The organism is Thermomonospora cellulosilytica (assembly GCF_014138835.1).
In the GTDB taxonomy this organism is placed as follows: Bacteria; Actinomycetota; Actinomycetes; order Streptosporangiales; family Streptosporangiaceae; genus Thermomonospora; species Thermomonospora amylolytica.
Map to the genome: position 1 here is coordinate 4382560 of NZ_JACJII010000001.1, position 16242 is coordinate 4398801.

General features: G+C 72.6%; 13 protein-coding genes. 5 read left to right on the top strand and 8 right to left on the bottom strand.

Annotated elements, in window-relative coordinates; genetic code table 11:
• Nucleotides 1-145: 145 nt before the first annotated feature.
• The 6 genes from narI to HNR21_RS20630 form a co-directional block, all read right to left on the bottom strand.
• Nucleotides 146-937, bottom strand: coding sequence for a respiratory nitrate reductase subunit gamma (gene narI / locus HNR21_RS20605; protein ID WP_182706461.1), 792 nt, complete (start codon nucleotides 935-937; stop codon nucleotides 146-148).
• On the bottom strand, nucleotides 934-1611 hold the full coding sequence (gene narJ, locus HNR21_RS20610) for a nitrate reductase molybdenum cofactor assembly chaperone (protein ID WP_182706462.1): 678 nt from the start codon (nucleotides 1609-1611) through the stop codon (nucleotides 934-936). The genes narI and narJ overlap by 4 nt, the downstream gene beginning before the upstream one ends.
• Nucleotides 1608-3332: a nitrate reductase subunit beta gene (gene narH, locus HNR21_RS20615; protein ID WP_182706463.1), complete on the bottom strand. Its 1725-nt coding sequence runs from the start codon at nucleotides 3330-3332 to the stop codon at nucleotides 1608-1610. Before narH ends, narJ begins: the two co-directional genes overlap by 4 nt.
• Nucleotides 3332-7045: a nitrate reductase subunit alpha gene (locus tag HNR21_RS20620; protein WP_182706464.1), complete on the bottom strand. Its 3714-nt coding sequence runs from the start codon at nucleotides 7043-7045 to the stop codon at nucleotides 3332-3334. The genes narH and HNR21_RS20620 overlap by 1 nt, the downstream gene beginning before the upstream one ends.
• An 18-nt stretch (nucleotides 7046-7063) precedes the next feature.
• Nucleotides 7064-8245: an MFS transporter gene (locus tag HNR21_RS20625; protein WP_182708745.1), complete on the bottom strand. Its 1182-nt coding sequence runs from the start codon at nucleotides 8243-8245 to the stop codon at nucleotides 7064-7066.
• Nucleotides 8246-8505: 260 nt separating this feature from the next.
• The gene (locus HNR21_RS20630) at nucleotides 8506-8928 is read right to left on the bottom strand and encodes a pyridoxamine 5'-phosphate oxidase family protein (protein WP_182706465.1); all 423 of its coding nucleotides are present in this window, start codon (nucleotides 8926-8928) and stop codon (nucleotides 8506-8508) included.
• A 201-nt stretch (nucleotides 8929-9129) separates the two neighbouring features.
• Here HNR21_RS20630 and HNR21_RS20635 point away from each other — a divergent pair, with 201 nt between their 5' ends.
• Nucleotides 9130-10161, top strand: a complete 1032-nt coding sequence (locus HNR21_RS20635; protein ID WP_182706466.1) for an Acg family FMN-binding oxidoreductase — start codon at nucleotides 9130-9132, stop codon at nucleotides 10159-10161.
• Between the two features lie 66 nt (nucleotides 10162-10227).
• On the opposite strand, the gene HNR21_RS20640 is transcribed toward HNR21_RS20635, so the two are convergent.
• Complete coding sequence (locus HNR21_RS20640) at nucleotides 10228-10920, bottom strand: response regulator transcription factor (protein ID WP_182706467.1); 693 nt, start codon at nucleotides 10918-10920, stop codon at nucleotides 10228-10230.
• 125 nt (nucleotides 10921-11045) lie between these two features.
• On the opposite strand from HNR21_RS20640, the gene HNR21_RS20645 reads away from it, so the two are divergent.
• Both HNR21_RS20645 and HNR21_RS20650 read left to right on the top strand, forming a co-directional pair.
• Nucleotides 11046-12764 (top strand): sensor histidine kinase, encoded by a 1719-nt coding sequence (locus HNR21_RS20645; protein ID WP_182706468.1) that lies wholly within the window; start codon nucleotides 11046-11048, stop codon nucleotides 12762-12764.
• Nucleotides 12765-12973: 209 nt separating this feature from the next.
• Entirely contained in the window at nucleotides 12974-13543 is a 570-nt protein-coding gene (locus HNR21_RS20650; protein WP_182706469.1) for a DoxX family protein, read from the top strand.
• 164 nt (nucleotides 13544-13707) lie between these two features.
• On the opposite strand, the gene HNR21_RS20655 is transcribed toward HNR21_RS20650, so the two are convergent.
• Nucleotides 13708-14151 (bottom strand): PP2C family protein-serine/threonine phosphatase, encoded by a 444-nt coding sequence (locus tag HNR21_RS20655; RefSeq protein ID WP_312881126.1) that lies wholly within the window; start codon nucleotides 14149-14151, stop codon nucleotides 13708-13710.
• A 93-nt stretch (nucleotides 14152-14244) separates the two neighbouring features.
• On the opposite strand from HNR21_RS20655, the gene HNR21_RS20660 reads away from it, so the two are divergent.
• Nucleotides 14245-15099 carry a universal stress protein gene (locus HNR21_RS20660; RefSeq protein WP_182706471.1) on the top strand — a complete coding sequence of 285 codons (855 nt, stop codon included), beginning with the start codon at nucleotides 14245-14247 and terminating at the stop codon, nucleotides 15097-15099.
• Nucleotides 15100-15401: 302 nt separating this feature from the next.
• Nucleotides 15402-16238 (top strand): universal stress protein, encoded by an 837-nt coding sequence (locus HNR21_RS20665; RefSeq protein ID WP_182706472.1) that lies wholly within the window; start codon nucleotides 15402-15404, stop codon nucleotides 16236-16238.
• The last annotated feature ends 4 nt before the right edge of the window (nucleotides 16239-16242 follow it).

Consider the following 16242-nt stretch of genomic DNA (forward strand, 5'->3'; position numbering starts at 1 on the left):
CCCGGCGGTCCGGCCGGCGCAGCGGCCGCCCCGAACTGCCGAACGTCCCGGCCCGCCGTCACGCGGTCTCCACACGTGCCAGGTCGCTGATCACGGCGAGACCTTCACGTTGCAGCTCGACACCGGCCCCGGCGTGGGGTTCCTCCTAGGGCGTGCGTTCCCAGCCGCGGCGGGGGGTGCGTGCGCCCAGTTGCGTGTCGCGGCTGCGATAGACGACGTAGGGACGGGTGAGGTAGCCGATGGGGGCGGTGAGCATGTGCACCAGGCGGGTGAACGGCCAGATGGCGAACAGCAGCAGGGCGCTGAGGGCGTGCAGCTGGAACAGGATCGGGACGTCGGCCATGAGCGCGGGGTCGGGCTGCAGGGAGAAGATCGAGCGGAACCAGGGCGAGACGGTGTGGCGGTAGTCGTAGCCGCCGCCGACGATGTTGGCCGCGACGGTGGCGGCCAGGCCCAGCACGATCACCAGCGTGAGGACCGCGTACATGAGCTTGTCGTTGCGGGTGGTGGCGGAGAACACCGGCCCCACGGTGCGGCGCCGGTAGATCAGGATCGCCAGGCCCGCCAGCGTGCAGAACCCCGCGATCGTGCCCAGCACCACGGCGATCACGTGGTAGGCGTTCTCGCCGATCCCGGCGGCCTCGGTCCAGGTGTCGGGGATGAGCAGCCCGCCGACGTGGCCGAGCAGGACGACCAGGACGCCGAAGTGGAACAGGGGGCTGCCGATGCGCAGCAGGCGGTTCTCGTACAGCTGGGAGGAGCGGGTGGTCCAGCCGAACTTGTCGTAGCGGTACCGCCACATGTGGCCGAGCACGAAGACCGCGATGGTGACGTACGGCAGGACGACCCACAGCAGCACGTCCCAGACACCCGTCCGGCCGCCGCCTTCCGTGGTCTCGGCGGCCTGCTGGACGTGGGCGGCGACGACACTGATCATGAACGGGCTCCTACGGAAGGGTCGGGCAGGAAGACCGGGCCGCCGAAGGGCGCGAGGCCGACCTCCTCTTCGGGCGGGCCTTCGGCGGCCAGACGGGCGATGGCCTGGTGGGTGTCGCCGTCCAACGGGGGCAGGGTGGCCGAGACGGCGTCCAGGACGGACGCCCACGGAGACGACGCCTCGGTGAGCGCCAGGCGCAGCAGTTCCAGCCCGGCGCGGTGCTCGAGCAGCAGCCGCCGCCCCTGGTGGAGGTCGCCGGTGGCGGCGAACTCCAGCACGACGGCCAGGTGGTCGGGCAGTTCACCGTCGTCGAGGACGAGCCCGGCCGCACGGTAGGCGTGCTTGAACCGCAGCAGGGCCATGCCGCGTTTGCGGGTGTCGCCGTAGGCGTAGTAGGTGAGGTAGAGGCAGCACCGTTTGCGGTGGTCGAAGGTGGCCACGTAGTCGGCGGCCGGCTCCGGCGGCGACGCGGCGTCGAGATGGTCCAGGAACCGTTCCAGTGGCTCGCGCACGGCCGGCGGCAGCCCGGCGACGGCTCGGCGGAGGAGAGGACGGCGGGCCAGCAGGTCGTCGTCGGGATAGCCGAGCAGCAGCGAGGCCGCCTGCCAGGCCGTGGTCAGCTCCGCGTCGCTCAGCGCGCCTTTCCCGCCCCTGCTCCTCATCGAGACCCTCATGGCTTGGGCTCCGTTTCCGCGGCGCCGGAGTCGGCGGGCGGGTTGACGCCGCCCGGCCCCGGCCCCGGCTCGTCGCGGCGGGGCGGGAAGAGCCCGGCGGGTCTGCCCTTGCCGTCCCAGTTGAGCAGGTTGACGCGGTTCCGCTTGTCGGCGGGACCGGCGGGGTGGTCGGCGGTCTGCCGCTGCCGGAGCATGTGGAAGTTCTCCACCGCGATGGGGGCGGCGCCGCCGGAGGTCTCGCCGAACGGTCCCCAGCCGCCCATGCCGGGACCGCCCTCGTAGTCGAGGCTGCACTCGGTGGCGAGTTCCTCCAACTGGTGGGCCTGCTCGGCGTGGGCGGGCGGGATGACGTACCGCTCCTCGTACTTGGCCAGCGCCAGCAGCCGGTACATGTCGTACATCCGCTCGCCGGTCATGCCGACCTTGGCGGGGATGCCCTCGTCGGGCTCGCGGCCCAGGTTGATGTCCCGCATGTACGAGCGCATCGCCGCCAGCCGCCGCAGCACCGCGTCCACCGGCGCCGGGTCTCCGGCGGTGAACAGCTCCGCCAGGTAGCCGATCGGGATCCGCAGCGACTCGATGGCGGCGAACAGGTTGCCGCTGTCCTCGGCGTCCTCGCCGGTGTCGCGGACCACGTCCACCACCGGCGACAGCGGCGGGATGTACCAGACCATCGGCATCGTCCGGTACTCCGGATGCAGGGGAAGCGCCACCTTGTAGGTGTTGATCAGCGCGTGCACGGGCGAGCGCTGCGCGGCCTCGATCCAGTCCCGCGGAATTCCCGAACGCTCCGCCGCGGCGACCACCTCCGGATCGTGCGGATCCAGGAAGACCTGCCGCTGCGCCTCGTACAGTCCCTTCTCATCGGGCGTGGACGCCGCCTCCAGCACCCGGTCGGCGTCGTACAGCACCAGGCCGATGTAGCGCAGCCGCCCCACGCAGGTCTCCGAGCACACCGTGGGGATGCCGACCTCGACGCGCGGGAAGCAGAACGTGCACTTCTCGGCCTTGCCGGTGCGGTGGTTGAAGTAGACCTTCTTGTACGGGCAGCCGGTCACGCACATCCGCCAGCCCCGGCAGCGGTCCTGGTCGACCAGCACGATGCCGTCCTCGGTGCGCTTGTAGATCGCCCCGGACGGGCAGGACGCCGCGCAGCTGGGGTTGAGGCAGTGCTCGCAGATGCGCGGCAGGTAGAACATGAAGGTCTTCTCGAACTCCAGCCTGACCTTCTCGGAGACCCGGCCGAGCACCACGTCCCGCTCCGCCAGCCCCGGGGAGCCGCCCAGGTTGTCGTCCCAGTTGGCCGACCAGGAGATCTTCATGTCCCTGCCGGAGATCAGCGACCTGGGGCGGGCGACCGGGGTGTGCTCCTGCAGCGGCGCGTCGGTGAGGGTGTCGTAGTCGTATGTCCAGGGCTCGTAGTAGTCGTCGATGGACGGCAGCTTGGGGTTGGCGAAGATGGTCAGCAGCTTGCGCAGCCGTCCGCCGCCCTTGAGGGCGAGCCGTCCCCGGCGGTTGAGCCTCCAGCCGCCCCGCCACCGCTCCTGGTCCTCGTAGCGGCGCGGGTAGCCCTGGCCGGGCCGGGTCTCGACGTTGTTGAACCACACGTACTCGACGCCGCTGCGGTTGGTCCACGCCTGCTTGCAGGTGACCGAGCAGGTGTGGCAGCCGATGCACTTGTCGAGGTTCATCACCATCGCCATCTGGGCCATGACGCGCATCAGTAGGTCACCTCCTGGCTGCGGCGGCGGATCACGGTGACCTCGTCGCGCTGGTTGCCGGTCGGCCCGAGGTAGTTGAAGGCGAACGACAGCTGGGCGTACCCGCCGATGAGATGGCTGGGTTTGATCAGCAGCCGGGTCAGCGAGTTGTGGATGCCGCCGCGACGGCCGGAGGTCTCCGCGCGCGGCATGTCGATCAGCCGGTCCTGGGCGTGGTGCATGTAGACGGTGCCCTCGGGCATGCGGTGCGAGACGATCGCGCGGGCCACCACGACCCCGTTGCGGTTGACCGCCTCGATCCAGTCGTTGTCGGCCACGCCGATCTTGGCGGCGTCCACGTCGCTGATCCAGATCGTCGGGCCGCCCCGCGACAGCGACAGCATGAACAGGTTGTCCTGGTACTCCGAGTGGATCGACCACTTGTTGTGCGGGGTCAGGTACCGCACCGTCAGGCCCAGCTCGCCCTCCTCGCCGATGTGCGGCTCGCCGAACAGGGCGTGCATGTTCAGCGGCGGCCGGAACACCGGCAACTGCTCGCCGAGCTCGGCCATCCAGTCGTGGTCGAGGTAGAAGTGCTGCCGCCCGGTCAGCGTGTGCCAGGGCTTGAGCCGCTCGACGTTGATGGTGAACGGCGAGTAGCGGCGTCCGCCGCTCTCCGAGCCGGACCATTCCGGGGAGGTGATGACGGGGACGGGCCGGGCCTGGGTGTCGGCGAAGGTGATCTGCTTGCCCTCCTGCTCGGCCGCCAGGTCCGCCAGCGGCGTGCCGGTCCGCTCCTCCAGGGCGCGGAAGCCCTGGGTGGCCAGGTGCCCGTTGGTGGTGCCCGACAGCGCCAGGATCGCCTCGCAGGCGTGCACGTCCCGCACCAGCGACGGCCGCCCGTCGGCCGCCCCGCCGCGGATCACGCCGTTCTTGCGGCGCAGGTAGTCCACCTCGCGGCCGACCTGGAACGTCACGCCCTTGGTGGTCGCGCCGAGGGAGTCGGCGAGCGGGCCCAGCGCCGCCATCTTCGCCGCGACCGCCGGATAGTCGCGTTCCACCGTCACCAGCCTCGGCATGGTCACGCCGGGCACGGGTTCGCATTCGCCGGCCCTCCAGTCGGCGACCCGTCCGTGCGGGGTGGCCATTTCGTCGGGGGTGTCGTGCAGCAGCGGCACCGCCACCACGTCCTTGCGGACGCCCAGATGCCGTTCGGCGAGGCGGCTGAACGCCTGGGCGACGGCCTGGAAGGCGTCCCAGTCGGTGCGGGTCTGCCACGGCGGGGCGATCGCCGGGTTGAACGAGTGCACGAACGGGTGCATGTCGGTGGTGTTGAGGTCGTGCTTCTCGTACCAGGTCGCCGCCGGCAGCACGATGTCGGAGTAGACGGTCGTGCTGGTCATCCGGAAGTCCAGGGACAGCAGCAGGTCGAGCTTGCCCTCGGGGGCCCGCTCGCGCCAGACGACGTCCTCGGGCCGCGCCTCGGGCGGCGCCTCGGATGCGCGCAGGGAGGAACCCGTGCCCAGCAGGTGCTTGAGGAAGTACTCGTTGCCCTTGGCCGACGAGCCCAGCAGGTTCGCCCGCCACACGGTCAGGATCCGGGGGAAGTTCTCCGGCGCGTCGGGATCCTCGCAGGCGAACCGCAGCCGCCCGGCCTTCAGCTCGTCCACCACGTGCTCGCCGACCGGCTTCCCGGACGCCTCCGCCTCGTCGGCCAGGTCCAGGGGGTTGCGGTCGAACGTCGGATAGGACGGCATCCAGCCCAGCCGGGCGGCCTGCGCGATCACGTCCGCGGTGCTCCTGCCGGCCAGCCGCCCGCCGGCGGTCGCCGCCGCCAGCGTCCCGGCGTCGAAGCGGTCGTAGCGGAACTGGTCGGTGTGCAGGTACCAGTAGGCGGTCTGGATCATCTGCCGGGGCGGCCGGGACCAGTCCAGCGCGAACGCCAGCTGGGACCACCCGGTGACCGGGCGGCACTTCTCCTGCCCCACGTAGTGCGCCCAGCCGCCGCCGTTGACGCCCTGGCAGCCGGTCAGCGTGGTCAGCGCCAGGAACGCCCGGTAGATCGTGTCGGAGTGGAACCAGTGGTTGGTGCCCGCCCCCATGATGATCATCGACCGGCCGCGCGTGGCCTCGGCGTTGGCGGCGAACTCCCGGCCGATCCGCGCCGCGGCCTGCGCGGGCACGCCGGTGATCGGCTCCTGCCAGGCCGGGGTGTACGGCTCGTCCGCGTCGTCGTATCCGGACGGCCACGTCCCCGGCAGCCCCGGGCGGTGCACCCCGTACTGGGCGAGCATCAGGTCGTACACCGTGGTCACCAGGTGCTCGCCGACCCGCCGCACCGGCACGCCGCGCCGCAGCGACCCCGCGGACCCGTCCGGCGCGTCGAACCTGGGCAGCTCCACGACCACCGCCTCGTTCCCGCCGGCGTCCCCGCCGACGGTGAGCATCGGGTCGGCCCCACCCAGGTCCAGGTTCCACCGGCCGGCGCCCTGCTCGCCGTAGCGGAACCCCAAGGACCCGTTCGGCACCAGCGGGCGGCCGGTCACCGCGTCCAGGATCACCGTCTTGAACGCCGCGTTCTCCGCCTGCGCCACCGCACCCGGCAGATCTGCGGCGGTCAGGAACTTGCCCGGCCGGTACGCCCCGTCCGCCCCGGGCTCCAGGCGGACCAGGAACGGCAGGTCGGTGTACCGCTTGAGGTAGTCGACGAAGTATGGCACCTGCCGGTCGACGAAGAACTCCTTCAAGATCACGTGGCCCATCGCCATCGCCAGCGCGCCGTCCGTGCCCGGCTGGGCGGCCAGCCACTCGTCGGCGAACTTGACGTTGTCGGCGTAGTCGGGGGAGACCGCCACCACCTTCTGCCCCCGGTAACGGGCCTCGGCCATCCAGTGCGCGTCCGGCGTCCGGGTCACCGGCAGGTTGGAGCCCCACATGATCAGGTATCCGGCGTCCCACCAGTCCCCGGACTCCGGCACGTCGGTCTGGTCGCCGAACATCTGCGGGGACGCCACCGGCAGGTCGGCGTACCAGTCGTAGAACGACAGCATCGACCCGCCGATCAGCGACACGAACCGGGCCCCGGAGGCGTGCGAGACCATCGACATCGCCGGGATGGGGGAGAACCCCGCGATCCGGTCCGGCCCGTGGGTCCTGACGGTGTGCACGTGGGCGGCGGCGATCATCTCCACCGCCTCGTCCCACGTGGCCCGCACCAGCCCGCCCCTGCCCCGCGCGGACTTGTAGCGCCGCGCCCGCTCCGGGTCGGAGACGACGTCCGCCCACGCCGTCACCGGGTCACCGGTCCGCGCCCTGGCCTCGCGGTACATCTCCAGCAGCACGCCCCGCACGTACGGGTAGCGGACGCGGGTGGGGGAGTAGGTGTACCAGGAGAACGCCGCACCCCGGGGGCAGCCCCGCGGCTCGTACTCAGGCCGGTCCGGCCCCACCGACGGGTAGTCGGTCTGCTGCGCCTCCCAGGTGATGATGCCGTCCTTGACGTACACCTTCCACGAGCACGAGCCCGTGCAGTTCACCCCGTGGGTGGAACGCACCACCTTGTCGTGCGCCCAGCGGTCCCGGTAGAACTCGTCGGCCTGCCGCCCGCCGGTCTTGTACATGGCCCGCCGGTCCGGGGAGACCTCCGCCTTGGTGAAGTACCGGCGGGTCCCCACCAGCGCGTCCACCACGGGGCCGTCCAGCCCCGCCCGGCCGTGCCCGTTCGCAGTACTCATGTTCGGCAACCCCTCGATTCAGGCGGTGACGGAGACGACGGCGGCCCGGTGGGCGCGCATCGCGCGCCGCACGACCGTGACGGTGAACAGCGTGGACGCGGCGGCGACCACCGCCAGCAGCGCCAGCCCCAGCCCGTACGACCCGGTGGAGCCGTAGATCACGCCCATCACCAGCGGCGGCACGAACCCGCCCAGCCCGCCGGCCGCGCCCACCACCCCGGTGACCGAGCCCACCCGGTCCGCCGGGGCCAGCAGCGGGACCAGCGCGAACACCGCGCCGCTGCCCGCGCCCAGCGCCGCCGCCATGGTCAGGAACGCGATCGTGCCCAGCGGCATCAGCGGCGGGGTGAACGCGGCCACGGTCGCCCCCACGGCGACGATGCCCAGCACCAGGGCCAGCACCCGGTCGCCGCCGAACCGGTCCGACAGCCAGCCGCCCATCGGCCGCATCAGCACCGCCAGGACCACGAACCCCGCCATCCGGTTGGCCGCGTCGGCCTGCTCCAGCCCGTACCCGGTCCGCAGATAGGTCGGCAGGTACACCGAGAACGCCACGTACCCGCCGAACGCCACCGCGTACAGCGCCGAGGCCTGCCAGGTGATCCCCAGCCGCGCGGCCCCCTTCAGCCTGCCGGCCATCGTCCCGGCGGGCGCGGTCCGCCCCGGCGCCTCCCGCAGCACCGCGTACGCCAGCACCGCGTACAGCGCCAGCAGCACGGCGGTCACCGCGAACGGGGTCGCCGTCCCGAACGAGTCGACCAGCGGCACGGTGGTCAGCGCGCTGATCGCGGTGCCGCCCATCCCGGCCCCGAACACCCCGAGCGCCAGTCCCCGCCGCTCCGGCGGGAACCACGCGGTGACGAACGGGACGCCGATCGCGAACGCCGTCCCCCCGATGCCCAGGAAGAAGCCGCCGACCAGCAGCGCCGCCAGCGAGGAGTGCCCCAGCGCCCCCAGATACAGCACCGGCACGATGGTCGCCGCCGACACCAGCGGGAACATCACCCGCCCGCCGAACCGGTCGGTCAGCGCGCCCACCGGGATCCGGCCCACCGAGCCCACCAGCACCGGCACCGCCACCAGCAGGGCCTGCTGGAACGCCGTCAGCCCCAGCGCATCCTTCAACCGGGGCGCCAGCGGGCTCAGCAACGCCCACGCCCAGAAGTTCAACGCGAACCCCGCGGTCGCCATCGCCAGCATCACCGCGGGGCGGCGGCCGGTTCCACGCCGCGACTCACCCGTCGTCACGATTCCGTCACGCCCTTCAACCGGGTGCCGTTGACCGGCACTTTCCGAGCCCGAAGCGGGCAAACCCCGCCGAGCGGTCCCAGCATCGCCGTCACCGGCCCCCTCCGTCTCCGGCCGTCAGCCCTCTCACCAGGGGAGATCCGGCCGGAATTCTCGGGACCAAGGTCCCTTGCCCCGAGCGGCGACCGTCTGGCGGACGTCGGCGTGCGGATTCAGGAGGCCGGGTCGCCGCGCCGGATGCGGCGGCCGGAGAGCAGGCCGGCGCGGATGCGGATGAAGTCGTCGCGGGGGCCGGGCGCCCAGGGCTCCAGCGGCAGGGTCCGCAGCCTGGCCAGCTCGGCGGCGTTCGTCACGACCCGGGACGCGCCGACCAGGACGACCGACCAGCCGGTGCGGGTGACGGGGTCGTAGTCGTCGGCCTCGAACGCGACGATCGCGTTGCGGGCGGCCGCGGCGAGCTTGGAGCCCTCGCCGGTACGGATGATCACCTCGCCGTCGTCCAGAACGAAGTTGACGAGCTGGATCGCCGGCAGGGCCCGGTCGGTGAACACGATCCGGCCGATCGGGGCCTGGGCGAGCAGGGACAGGCATTCCTCGGTGCCGAGGATCTCCAGCCCCGCGGTGTCATAGGGCATGGCCCCAGTCTCGCGGTCCGGACGGGCGCGCCCCAGGGACCAAAGTCCCCGGCATCGGCCGGCATCCGGCCTACATCGTCGGCCCGATCTTCGGCATGTGCCGCTGAGGGCGAAGGTCCCGTCGCCGATGGACTTTCGGTTCTGGCCTACGGCGGCGGGCAGACGGTGGGGTGGGGGTGTCGACGTGTATGGGGGGTCGAGATGCCCGAGACGTGGGTGCGGGAGCACCGCCGGGATGCGGATCGGTTCGCCGAGGACGCCAGGTCCGCGATCGAGACGGCGCGGTGGGCTCCGTCGGTGCACAACACCCAGCCGTGGCGGTTCGGTGTGGGGGACCGGCGGATCAGCGTCCGCGGGGATGCGGACCGGCGGCTGGAGGTGGCCGATCCGGCCGGGCGGGAGATGCTGATCAGCTGTGGCGCGGCGATCTTCACGCTGGGCTTGGCGTTGCGGGGGCGCGGGTACGCACCGCGGGTGCGGCTGCTGCCGGACCCCGACCGGCCGCAGTTGCTGGCCGAGCTGACCCTGGACGGCCCGGCGACCGGGACGACCGGGGAGGTGGGCCGGTTGCTGGAGCAGGTGGGGCTGCGGAGCACGCATCGCGGGCCTTTCCTGCCCGTTCCCCTTCCCGCCGGCCTGCTGTCGCTGTTGCGGGAGGAGGCCCGCCGGGAGGGCGCCGTGCTGCACGTGGTCACCGGTGACCACGCCGTGGGCGCGCTGGCGGCGTTGACCCAGGCGGCCGAGCACCTGGAACGGTCGGACCCGGGCTATGACGCCGAGATGACGCGCTGGGCGCCCGAGCCCGGCAGCCGCCGCTCCGACGGCGTTCAGGACGGCTCCTATCCGCGTCAGGACGAGCGCACCGAGCCGCATTTCGCGGCGCGGGGCTTCGCCCGGGGACAGGGGTGGGGTTCGGTGCCCGAGGCCAAGGCCGCCTCCGGTGATCTGGCCGTCGGCACGGTCGCTCTGCTGACCACGCGGGCCGACGGTCCCGAGGACTGGTTGCGGGCGGGGCAGGCGCTCCAGCGTGTCCTGCTGCGGGCCCAGGCCGAGGGCAACGTGTCGGCGGCGTTCCACACCCAGCCGCTGGAGATCCCGGAGCTGCGCGAGGTCGTCCGGAGCAGGCTGTGCGGCGGGGAGCACCCGCAGATGCTGCTGAGGCTGGGCGTCGCCGAGAGCGAACGCGCCACCGTCCGCCGCCCGGCCGACGAGGTGACCGACGAGGACTTCTAGGCGCACGGGCGCTTTTGGGGCACCTCGCCCCTGCCACGGGATGGGCCAGGGGACGCGCCGGCGGGGTCAGCCGCCGGTGCTTTCCTGGCTTGTGGTCCGGTCGGCCTTGAGCTGGGCGGCCAGGGCGGCGGCCTGGGTGCGGCGGCGCATGTCGAGCTTGGCGAACAGGTTGGAGACGTAGTTCTTGACCGTCTTCTCGGCCAGGAACATGCGCTCGCCGATCTGCCGGTTGGTCAGGCCCTCGCCGATCAGCTCCAGGATCTGGCGTTCCTGGTCGGTCAGGGCCGCGAGAGGGTCCTTGCGGGTGGCGCGCTCGCGTACCCGCTGGAGCATCTTCGCGGTGCTGACCGGGTCGAGGAGGGATCCTCCGGCGGCGACGGTGCGGACGGCGCCGACCAGGTCCGAGCCGTGGATCTGCTTGAGCACGTACCCCGAAGCCCCCGCCATCACGGCGTCGAACAGGGCGTCCTCGTCCTCGAAGGAGGTCAGCATCAGGCAGGCCACCTCGGGCATCCGGGACCGGATCTCCCGGCAGACGCTCACCCCGTCCCCGTCCGGCAGCCGCACGTCCAGCACCGCCACGTCCGGCCGGGCCGCGGGGATGCGGGCCAGCGCCTGGTCGGCGGAACCGGCCTCGCCGACGATCTCGATGTCGTCCTCGGCCGACAGCAGGGCGGCCACGCCCCGGCGCACGACCTCGTGGTCGTCCATCAGGAACACCCGGATCGGACGGCCCGAGGCGGGGGGCGGCGTGGTCATGGCGGTGGTCCTCCCGTGTCGGCGGCGCTGACGCGACGACGGTATCCCCTGGTACCCCTCCGGGAGGAGGCCGAACGTCGGGCGGCCCTGGGACCAAGGTCCCGCTTCGACCTAGACTGGCTGCCGTGTCCGCTGATCATGGACCGGACGAGGACCGGGCGAGGCTGATCCTGCCGCAGCTGCGGCTGGACGACCTGCTGACGGAGCTGCAGGCCCGGCTGCAGACGGTGGTGGCGACCCGGGACCGGGTGCACGCGCTGCTGGAGGCGGTGGTCTCCATCGGCGGCGACCTGGATCTGGAGACGGTGCTGCACCGGATCGTCAAGGCCGCCACCACGCTGGTCGACGCCCGGTACGGCGCGCTCGGCGTGATCGGCGAGGAGGGGGAACGCCTCGTCCGGTTCGTCACGGTCGGGGTGTCCCAGGAGGAGATCGAGGCGATCGGGCACTGGCCGCACGGCCACGGCATCCTCGGCCTGCTGATCAAGGACCCCCGGCCGCTGCGGCTGCACGACCTGACCGAGCACCCCGACTCCCACGGCTTCCCGGCGGGGCATCCGCCGATGCGGCGGTTCCTGGGCGTGCCGGTCCGGGTCCGCGAGGAGGTGTTCGGCAACCTCTACCTGACCGAGAAGGCCGGCGGCGGCGACTTCGACGAAGAGGACGAGATCGTCGTCACCGCGCTGGCCACCGCCGCCGGCGTGGCGATCGAGAACGCCCGGCTGTACGAGGAGGGGCGGCGTCGCGAGCGGTGGCTGGCGGCCTCCGGCGAGGTCACCACGGCGCTGCTGTCGGGCCGTGACCCGGCCGGTGTGATCGCGCTGGTGGCCGAGCGGGCCCGGGAGATCTGCGCGGCGTCCCTGGCGGCGGTGTCGCTGGTGGACGAGGCCGCCGGGGAGTTCGTCGTCGAGGCCGCCGCCGGGCCGGACGCCGGCCGGCTGCGCGGCGCGCGGACGAGCCTGGCGGAGTCGGCGGCCACGGCGGTGTACCGCTCCGGCGAGCCGTGCATCCTCGCCGAGGACCGGACGAGCGGCGAGGCCGCCGTGCTGCCCGGTGTGCCGGTCGGGCCCGCGCTGATCGTCCCGCTCGGCCGGGGCGACACCGCACGGGGCGTGATCACGGTGGCGGGCCCGCCCGGCGGCGCGGCGTTCGGCAACGACACCCTGCGGCTGCTGGAGGCGTTCGCCGGACCGGTGACGGTGGCGCTGGAACTGGCCGAACGCCGCCGTGACGCCGAGCGCCTGGCGCTGCTGGAGGACCGCGACCGGATCGCCAAGGACCTGCACGACACCGTCATCCAGCGGCTGTTCGCCACCGCGATGACGCTGATGAGCGCGAGCAAGCTGATCGAGAGGCCGGACGTGTCGATCCGGGTGCGGCGGGCCATCGACGATCTGGACGACACCATCCGGCAGATCCGTTCCACCATCTTCGCGCTCCAGGCCGGGCCCGAGGACGAGGGCCTGCGCAGCCGGCTCCACACGGTCGTGGACGCGGCCGCCGAGAACCTGGGCTTCGCGCCCTCGGTCCGGCTCGACGGCCTGCTCGACACGGCGGTCGAGGACGGTCTGGCCGAGCACCTCATCGCCGTGGTCCACGAGGCCCTGTCCAACGTCGCACGGCACGCGAACGCCAGCGAGGCGGCCGTCACCGTGAGCGTCGGCGACGATCTCGTGCTGCGCGTCGACGACGACGGCGTCGGCATCCCCGAAGGCGGCCGCCGCAGCGGCCTGCGCAACATGGCCGACCGCGCCGAACGCCTCGGCGGCAGCTTCGTCACCCGTGACCGCCCGGAGGGCGGCACCACGCTGGTGTGGCGGGTGCCGCTCCACCGCGACGCCTGAGCCTTCTCCGCGGTACGCCCCCCGTACATCGGACGAGCACGGCGGCCCACCCGGCCGGGCCGTCGCACCGCCCGATGCAACGGTCCGGTCGTCCCTTGCTCGTGGGACCAAAGACCCGGGGAGACAGCCCACTCGGCTCTACGGGGGACGGGGCACGGCGGGGTTCAGTGGATGCAGACGAACCCCCCGGATCAAAGAAGGTGAACACGATGGCCGTCACCGAGCGCAGAGCACACCACGACCACCGCGCAGGCACCCGCTTCCCCCTGCCCGTTCCGGCGACGGTGACCGAGACTCCCGCCGCGCGCTACACCTGGGCGATCACCCGGCTCGCGCTGGCCTGGGTGTTCGTGTGGGCGTTCCTGGACAAGACCTTCGGGCTCGGGCACGGGACCCCCGCCGCCAAGGCGTGGATCGAGGGCGGCAGCCCCACCGAGGGGTTCCTGAAGAACACCCCGGCCGGCCCGTTCGAGGGCTTCTACCACGGCCTGGCCGGGGCGGTGTGGGCCGACTGGCTGTTCATGCTCGGCCTGGCCGGGATCGGCACCGCGCTGGCGCTGGGCATCGGCATGCGCGTGGCGGCGACCGCCGGGGCCGCGCTGATGGTCATGATGTGGGCCGCGGTCCTGCCTCCCGACAACAACCCCTTCATGGACGACCACCTGATCTACGCACTCGTCCTGGCCGGCCTGGCCCTGGTCGGCGCCGGCGACACCCTCGGCCTCGGCCGGCAGTGGGGCCGCCTCCCCCTGGTGCGCAGGCTCCCCATCCTCAAGTGACCGCTCACGGTGACGGCCCCGAGGCGCGCCTCGGGGCCATCGGCGCGTCCAGAGGCCGTACGCAGGCTGCCGCTGACGGTCTGATGGTTCGGGCGGCAGGTCGGCGGGCGGAAGAGCAGAGGCCGAAGGCGGGTGCCGTTCGCGAACGTGTCACCGGACGGCTGTCAGGCGGGCGTGCGGAGGGCGAGGATCGCCAGGTCGTCATGGCCGTCGCTGGGATGGCGGTCGGCCAGGGCCCGGCAGAACTCGTCCAGGGGAAGGCCGGCGTGGGCCGCGGCCGTGGCGGCCAGGGCGTTCATGCCGTGGTCGAGGGGATGGTCGCGGTGCTCGACAAGCCCGTCGGTGAACAGGATCACGGTGGTGCCGGGGGACAGCGGGCAGGCGTGGTCGGGGCGGGGCAGGGCGGTGTCGACCCCGAGCGGGACGCCGGGGTCGGCGTTCAGGTAGCGGGCACGGCCGTCGGGCGTGACGGTGAGCGGGGGCGGATGCCCGGCGGTGCTCCAGTGCAGTGTCCACGCCTTCCCGGCGGGTTCGATCCGGGCCAGGCAGGCGGTGGTGACCGGGTTGTCGGTGACGGCGTGCAGGGTGTGGTCGTCTGGTTCTCGCACCGGATCGTTCCGGCGGTGTGCCTGGGGGTAGGGGGCCACCTGCCACCAGGAGGCCGTTCCAGACAGGAACGGCCTCGGGCCGAGGAGGTGGCGATGGGGCCTTATCGCCACGTTGTGGTGGGTTATGACGGCACACCGGAAAGCGGGCTGGCCGTCCGGTGGGCCGCGCAGGAGGCGAGGGTGCGGCGGGTGCCGTTGACGGTGTGCCATGCCTGGCGATGGCCCTACCCGTCGGACTTCGTCGACTACGACGGCCTGACGATCGTCAAACGCATGGGACAGCACGTGCTGCGCCACGGCGCCCGGATCGCCGAGGAGCATACGCCCGGAGTGCGGGTGCGCGAGCTGCTGCTGGACGGTCCCGCGTCGTCGGCGCTGCTGCGCGAGGCCGACGGCGCGGTGATCGTGATCGGTTCCCACGAACATCGGGAACTGCCGGTCGGCTCCTCGGTGCTGCAGCTTCCGGCGCGCTCTCGCAGCCCGGTGGTGGTGGTCCGGAGCGGCGCGCCGGGTGACGGGCGTGCGGTGGTGGGAGTGGACGGGTCGGCGGGTTCGGGCGCGGTGTTGGAGTTCGCCTTCGAGGAGGCCGCTCTGCGGGACTGGCGGGTGCACGCCGTGTACGGCTGCTGGGCGCCCAGCGGTGCCCCCTACGGGGACATCGCGGCGTTCGCCGACAAGGCCGAGCTGGAACGCACGTGCGGTGCCCGGCTGCAACAGGCCGTCGGCCCGTGGACGGCGCGGTATCCGCAGGTGAAGGTGCACGCGTCCGTGGTGATGGACGAGCCGCGCAGGTCGCTGCTGGAGGCGGCGCGCGGCGCGGACCTGCTCGTGATGGGCGATCGCGGTGTACGCGGCCTTCGCATGCAGGCGCTCGGCACGACCACGTTGTCCATGCTCCAGCTCGCTCCCTGCACCGTGGCCGTGGTCCATATCGCCTCAGCGTCCTGAGCCGTCCTCGGGCGCGACCCGCTTGGACGTGGTGATCAGGATGGCCGGAAACGACTCTTCGTGGCGCGACACGACGTCTCCTTGATGCGGCGACGTCTTCTGGTGCTTCAACACTCGCCCTGCGGCGGGGCCTGCGCGTAGGGACGTTGGTCCCCGCCGAACGGCCGTACGACCTTGGGGGAGCGGCCGGCAAAGGGCCGAAGGTCCCTCGCCGTGGTGACGTACGACGGTGCCGCGCGTCCCCCCGCGCCCCGCACGCTGGAGCCGTGGAAACGAAACAGCAGGACCCGAGGTGGGGCCGGATGCCCGCGAAGCGGATCGTGGTGGGAACGGACGGATCGGCGCAGGCGACCATGGCAGTGGAATGGGCGGCCGACGAGGCGGCTCGTCACGGCGCGCCGTTGCACGTCGTCCATGTCGTCGACGACGTCGCACTCGGGATGCCCGCCGTCGCCGCAGAGGCCCGTCAGGTGCTGGAGAGGGCCGAGAAGCTGGTCCGTGACCGCTGCCCGCACGTGCCGGTGGGCACCGAGCAGACGGAGGGAAACGCGGCGTTCGTGCTCAGGGAACGGGCCAGGGACGCGGCCACGGTCGTGGTGGGCCATCGCGGAGCGGGCGGATTCGCCCGCCTGCTGGCCGGATCCACCGCCCTGCAGGTGGCCGGGTACGCCGCCTGCCCGGTCGTCATCGTCCGGGGCGACGCCGGTGCGGCCGGTGACGTGGTCGTCGGCCTGAACCTGTACGGCGACAACGACGCCGCCCTGGACTACGCCTTCCAGGCCGCCTCCCTGCGGCGGGCACGCGTCCGGGTGGTGCACGCCTGCCCGCTGACCCAGCTCCTCCTCGAGGCCTCCCGCCAGGACGAGGCCCTCCGGATCGAACAAGGCCAGGCCCAGCAGATCGACCGCATCCTGAGCCCATGGACCAAGCGCCACCCGCATGTGCGGATCGTCCGCCAGATCGTACGGTCGCACCCGGTGGTGGCCCTGGAGGAGGCGTCCCGTCAGGCGAGCCTGCTCGTCGTGGGCGCCCGCGGACACAGCGCCCTGCAGGGCGTCGTGCTGGGATCGGTCAGCCACGGGGTCGTCCACCACGCGCACTGCCCCGTCGCCGTGCTCCCCCTGGACACCAAGGCGTGACCAC

What these genes read in the sequence shown, in the direction of transcription:
- narI (WP_182706461.1), bottom strand. Translation starts at nt 937, where the DNA reads ATGATCAGTGTCGTCGCCGCCCACGTCCAGCAGGCCGCCGAGACCACG.
- narJ (WP_182706462.1), bottom strand. Translation starts at nt 1,611, where the DNA reads ATGAGGGTCTCGATGAGGAGCAGGGGCGGGAAAGGCGCGCTGAGCGAC.
- narH (WP_182706463.1), bottom strand. Translation starts at nt 3,332, where the DNA reads ATGCGCGTCATGGCCCAGATGGCGATGGTGATGAACCTCGACAAGTGC.
- HNR21_RS20620 (WP_182706464.1), bottom strand. Translation starts at nt 7,045, where the DNA reads ATGAGTACTGCGAACGGGCACGGCCGGGCGGGGCTGGACGGCCCCGTG.
- HNR21_RS20625 (WP_182708745.1), bottom strand. Translation starts at nt 8,245, where the DNA reads ATGCTGGCGATGGCGACCGCGGGGTTCGCGTTGAACTTCTGGGCGTGG.
- HNR21_RS20630 (WP_182706465.1), bottom strand. Translation starts at nt 8,928, where the DNA reads ATGCCCTATGACACCGCGGGGCTGGAGATCCTCGGCACCGAGGAATGC.
- HNR21_RS20635 (WP_182706466.1), top strand. Translation starts at nt 9,130, where the DNA reads ATGCCCGAGACGTGGGTGCGGGAGCACCGCCGGGATGCGGATCGGTTC.
- HNR21_RS20640 (WP_182706467.1), bottom strand. Translation starts at nt 10,920, where the DNA reads ATGACCACGCCGCCCCCCGCCTCGGGCCGTCCGATCCGGGTGTTCCTG.
- HNR21_RS20650 (WP_182706469.1), top strand. Translation starts at nt 12,974, where the DNA reads ATGGCCGTCACCGAGCGCAGAGCACACCACGACCACCGCGCAGGCACC.
- HNR21_RS20660 (WP_182706471.1), top strand. Translation starts at nt 14,245, where the DNA reads ATGGGGCCTTATCGCCACGTTGTGGTGGGTTATGACGGCACACCGGAA.
- HNR21_RS20665 (WP_182706472.1), top strand. Translation starts at nt 15,402, where the DNA reads ATGCCCGCGAAGCGGATCGTGGTGGGAACGGACGGATCGGCGCAGGCG.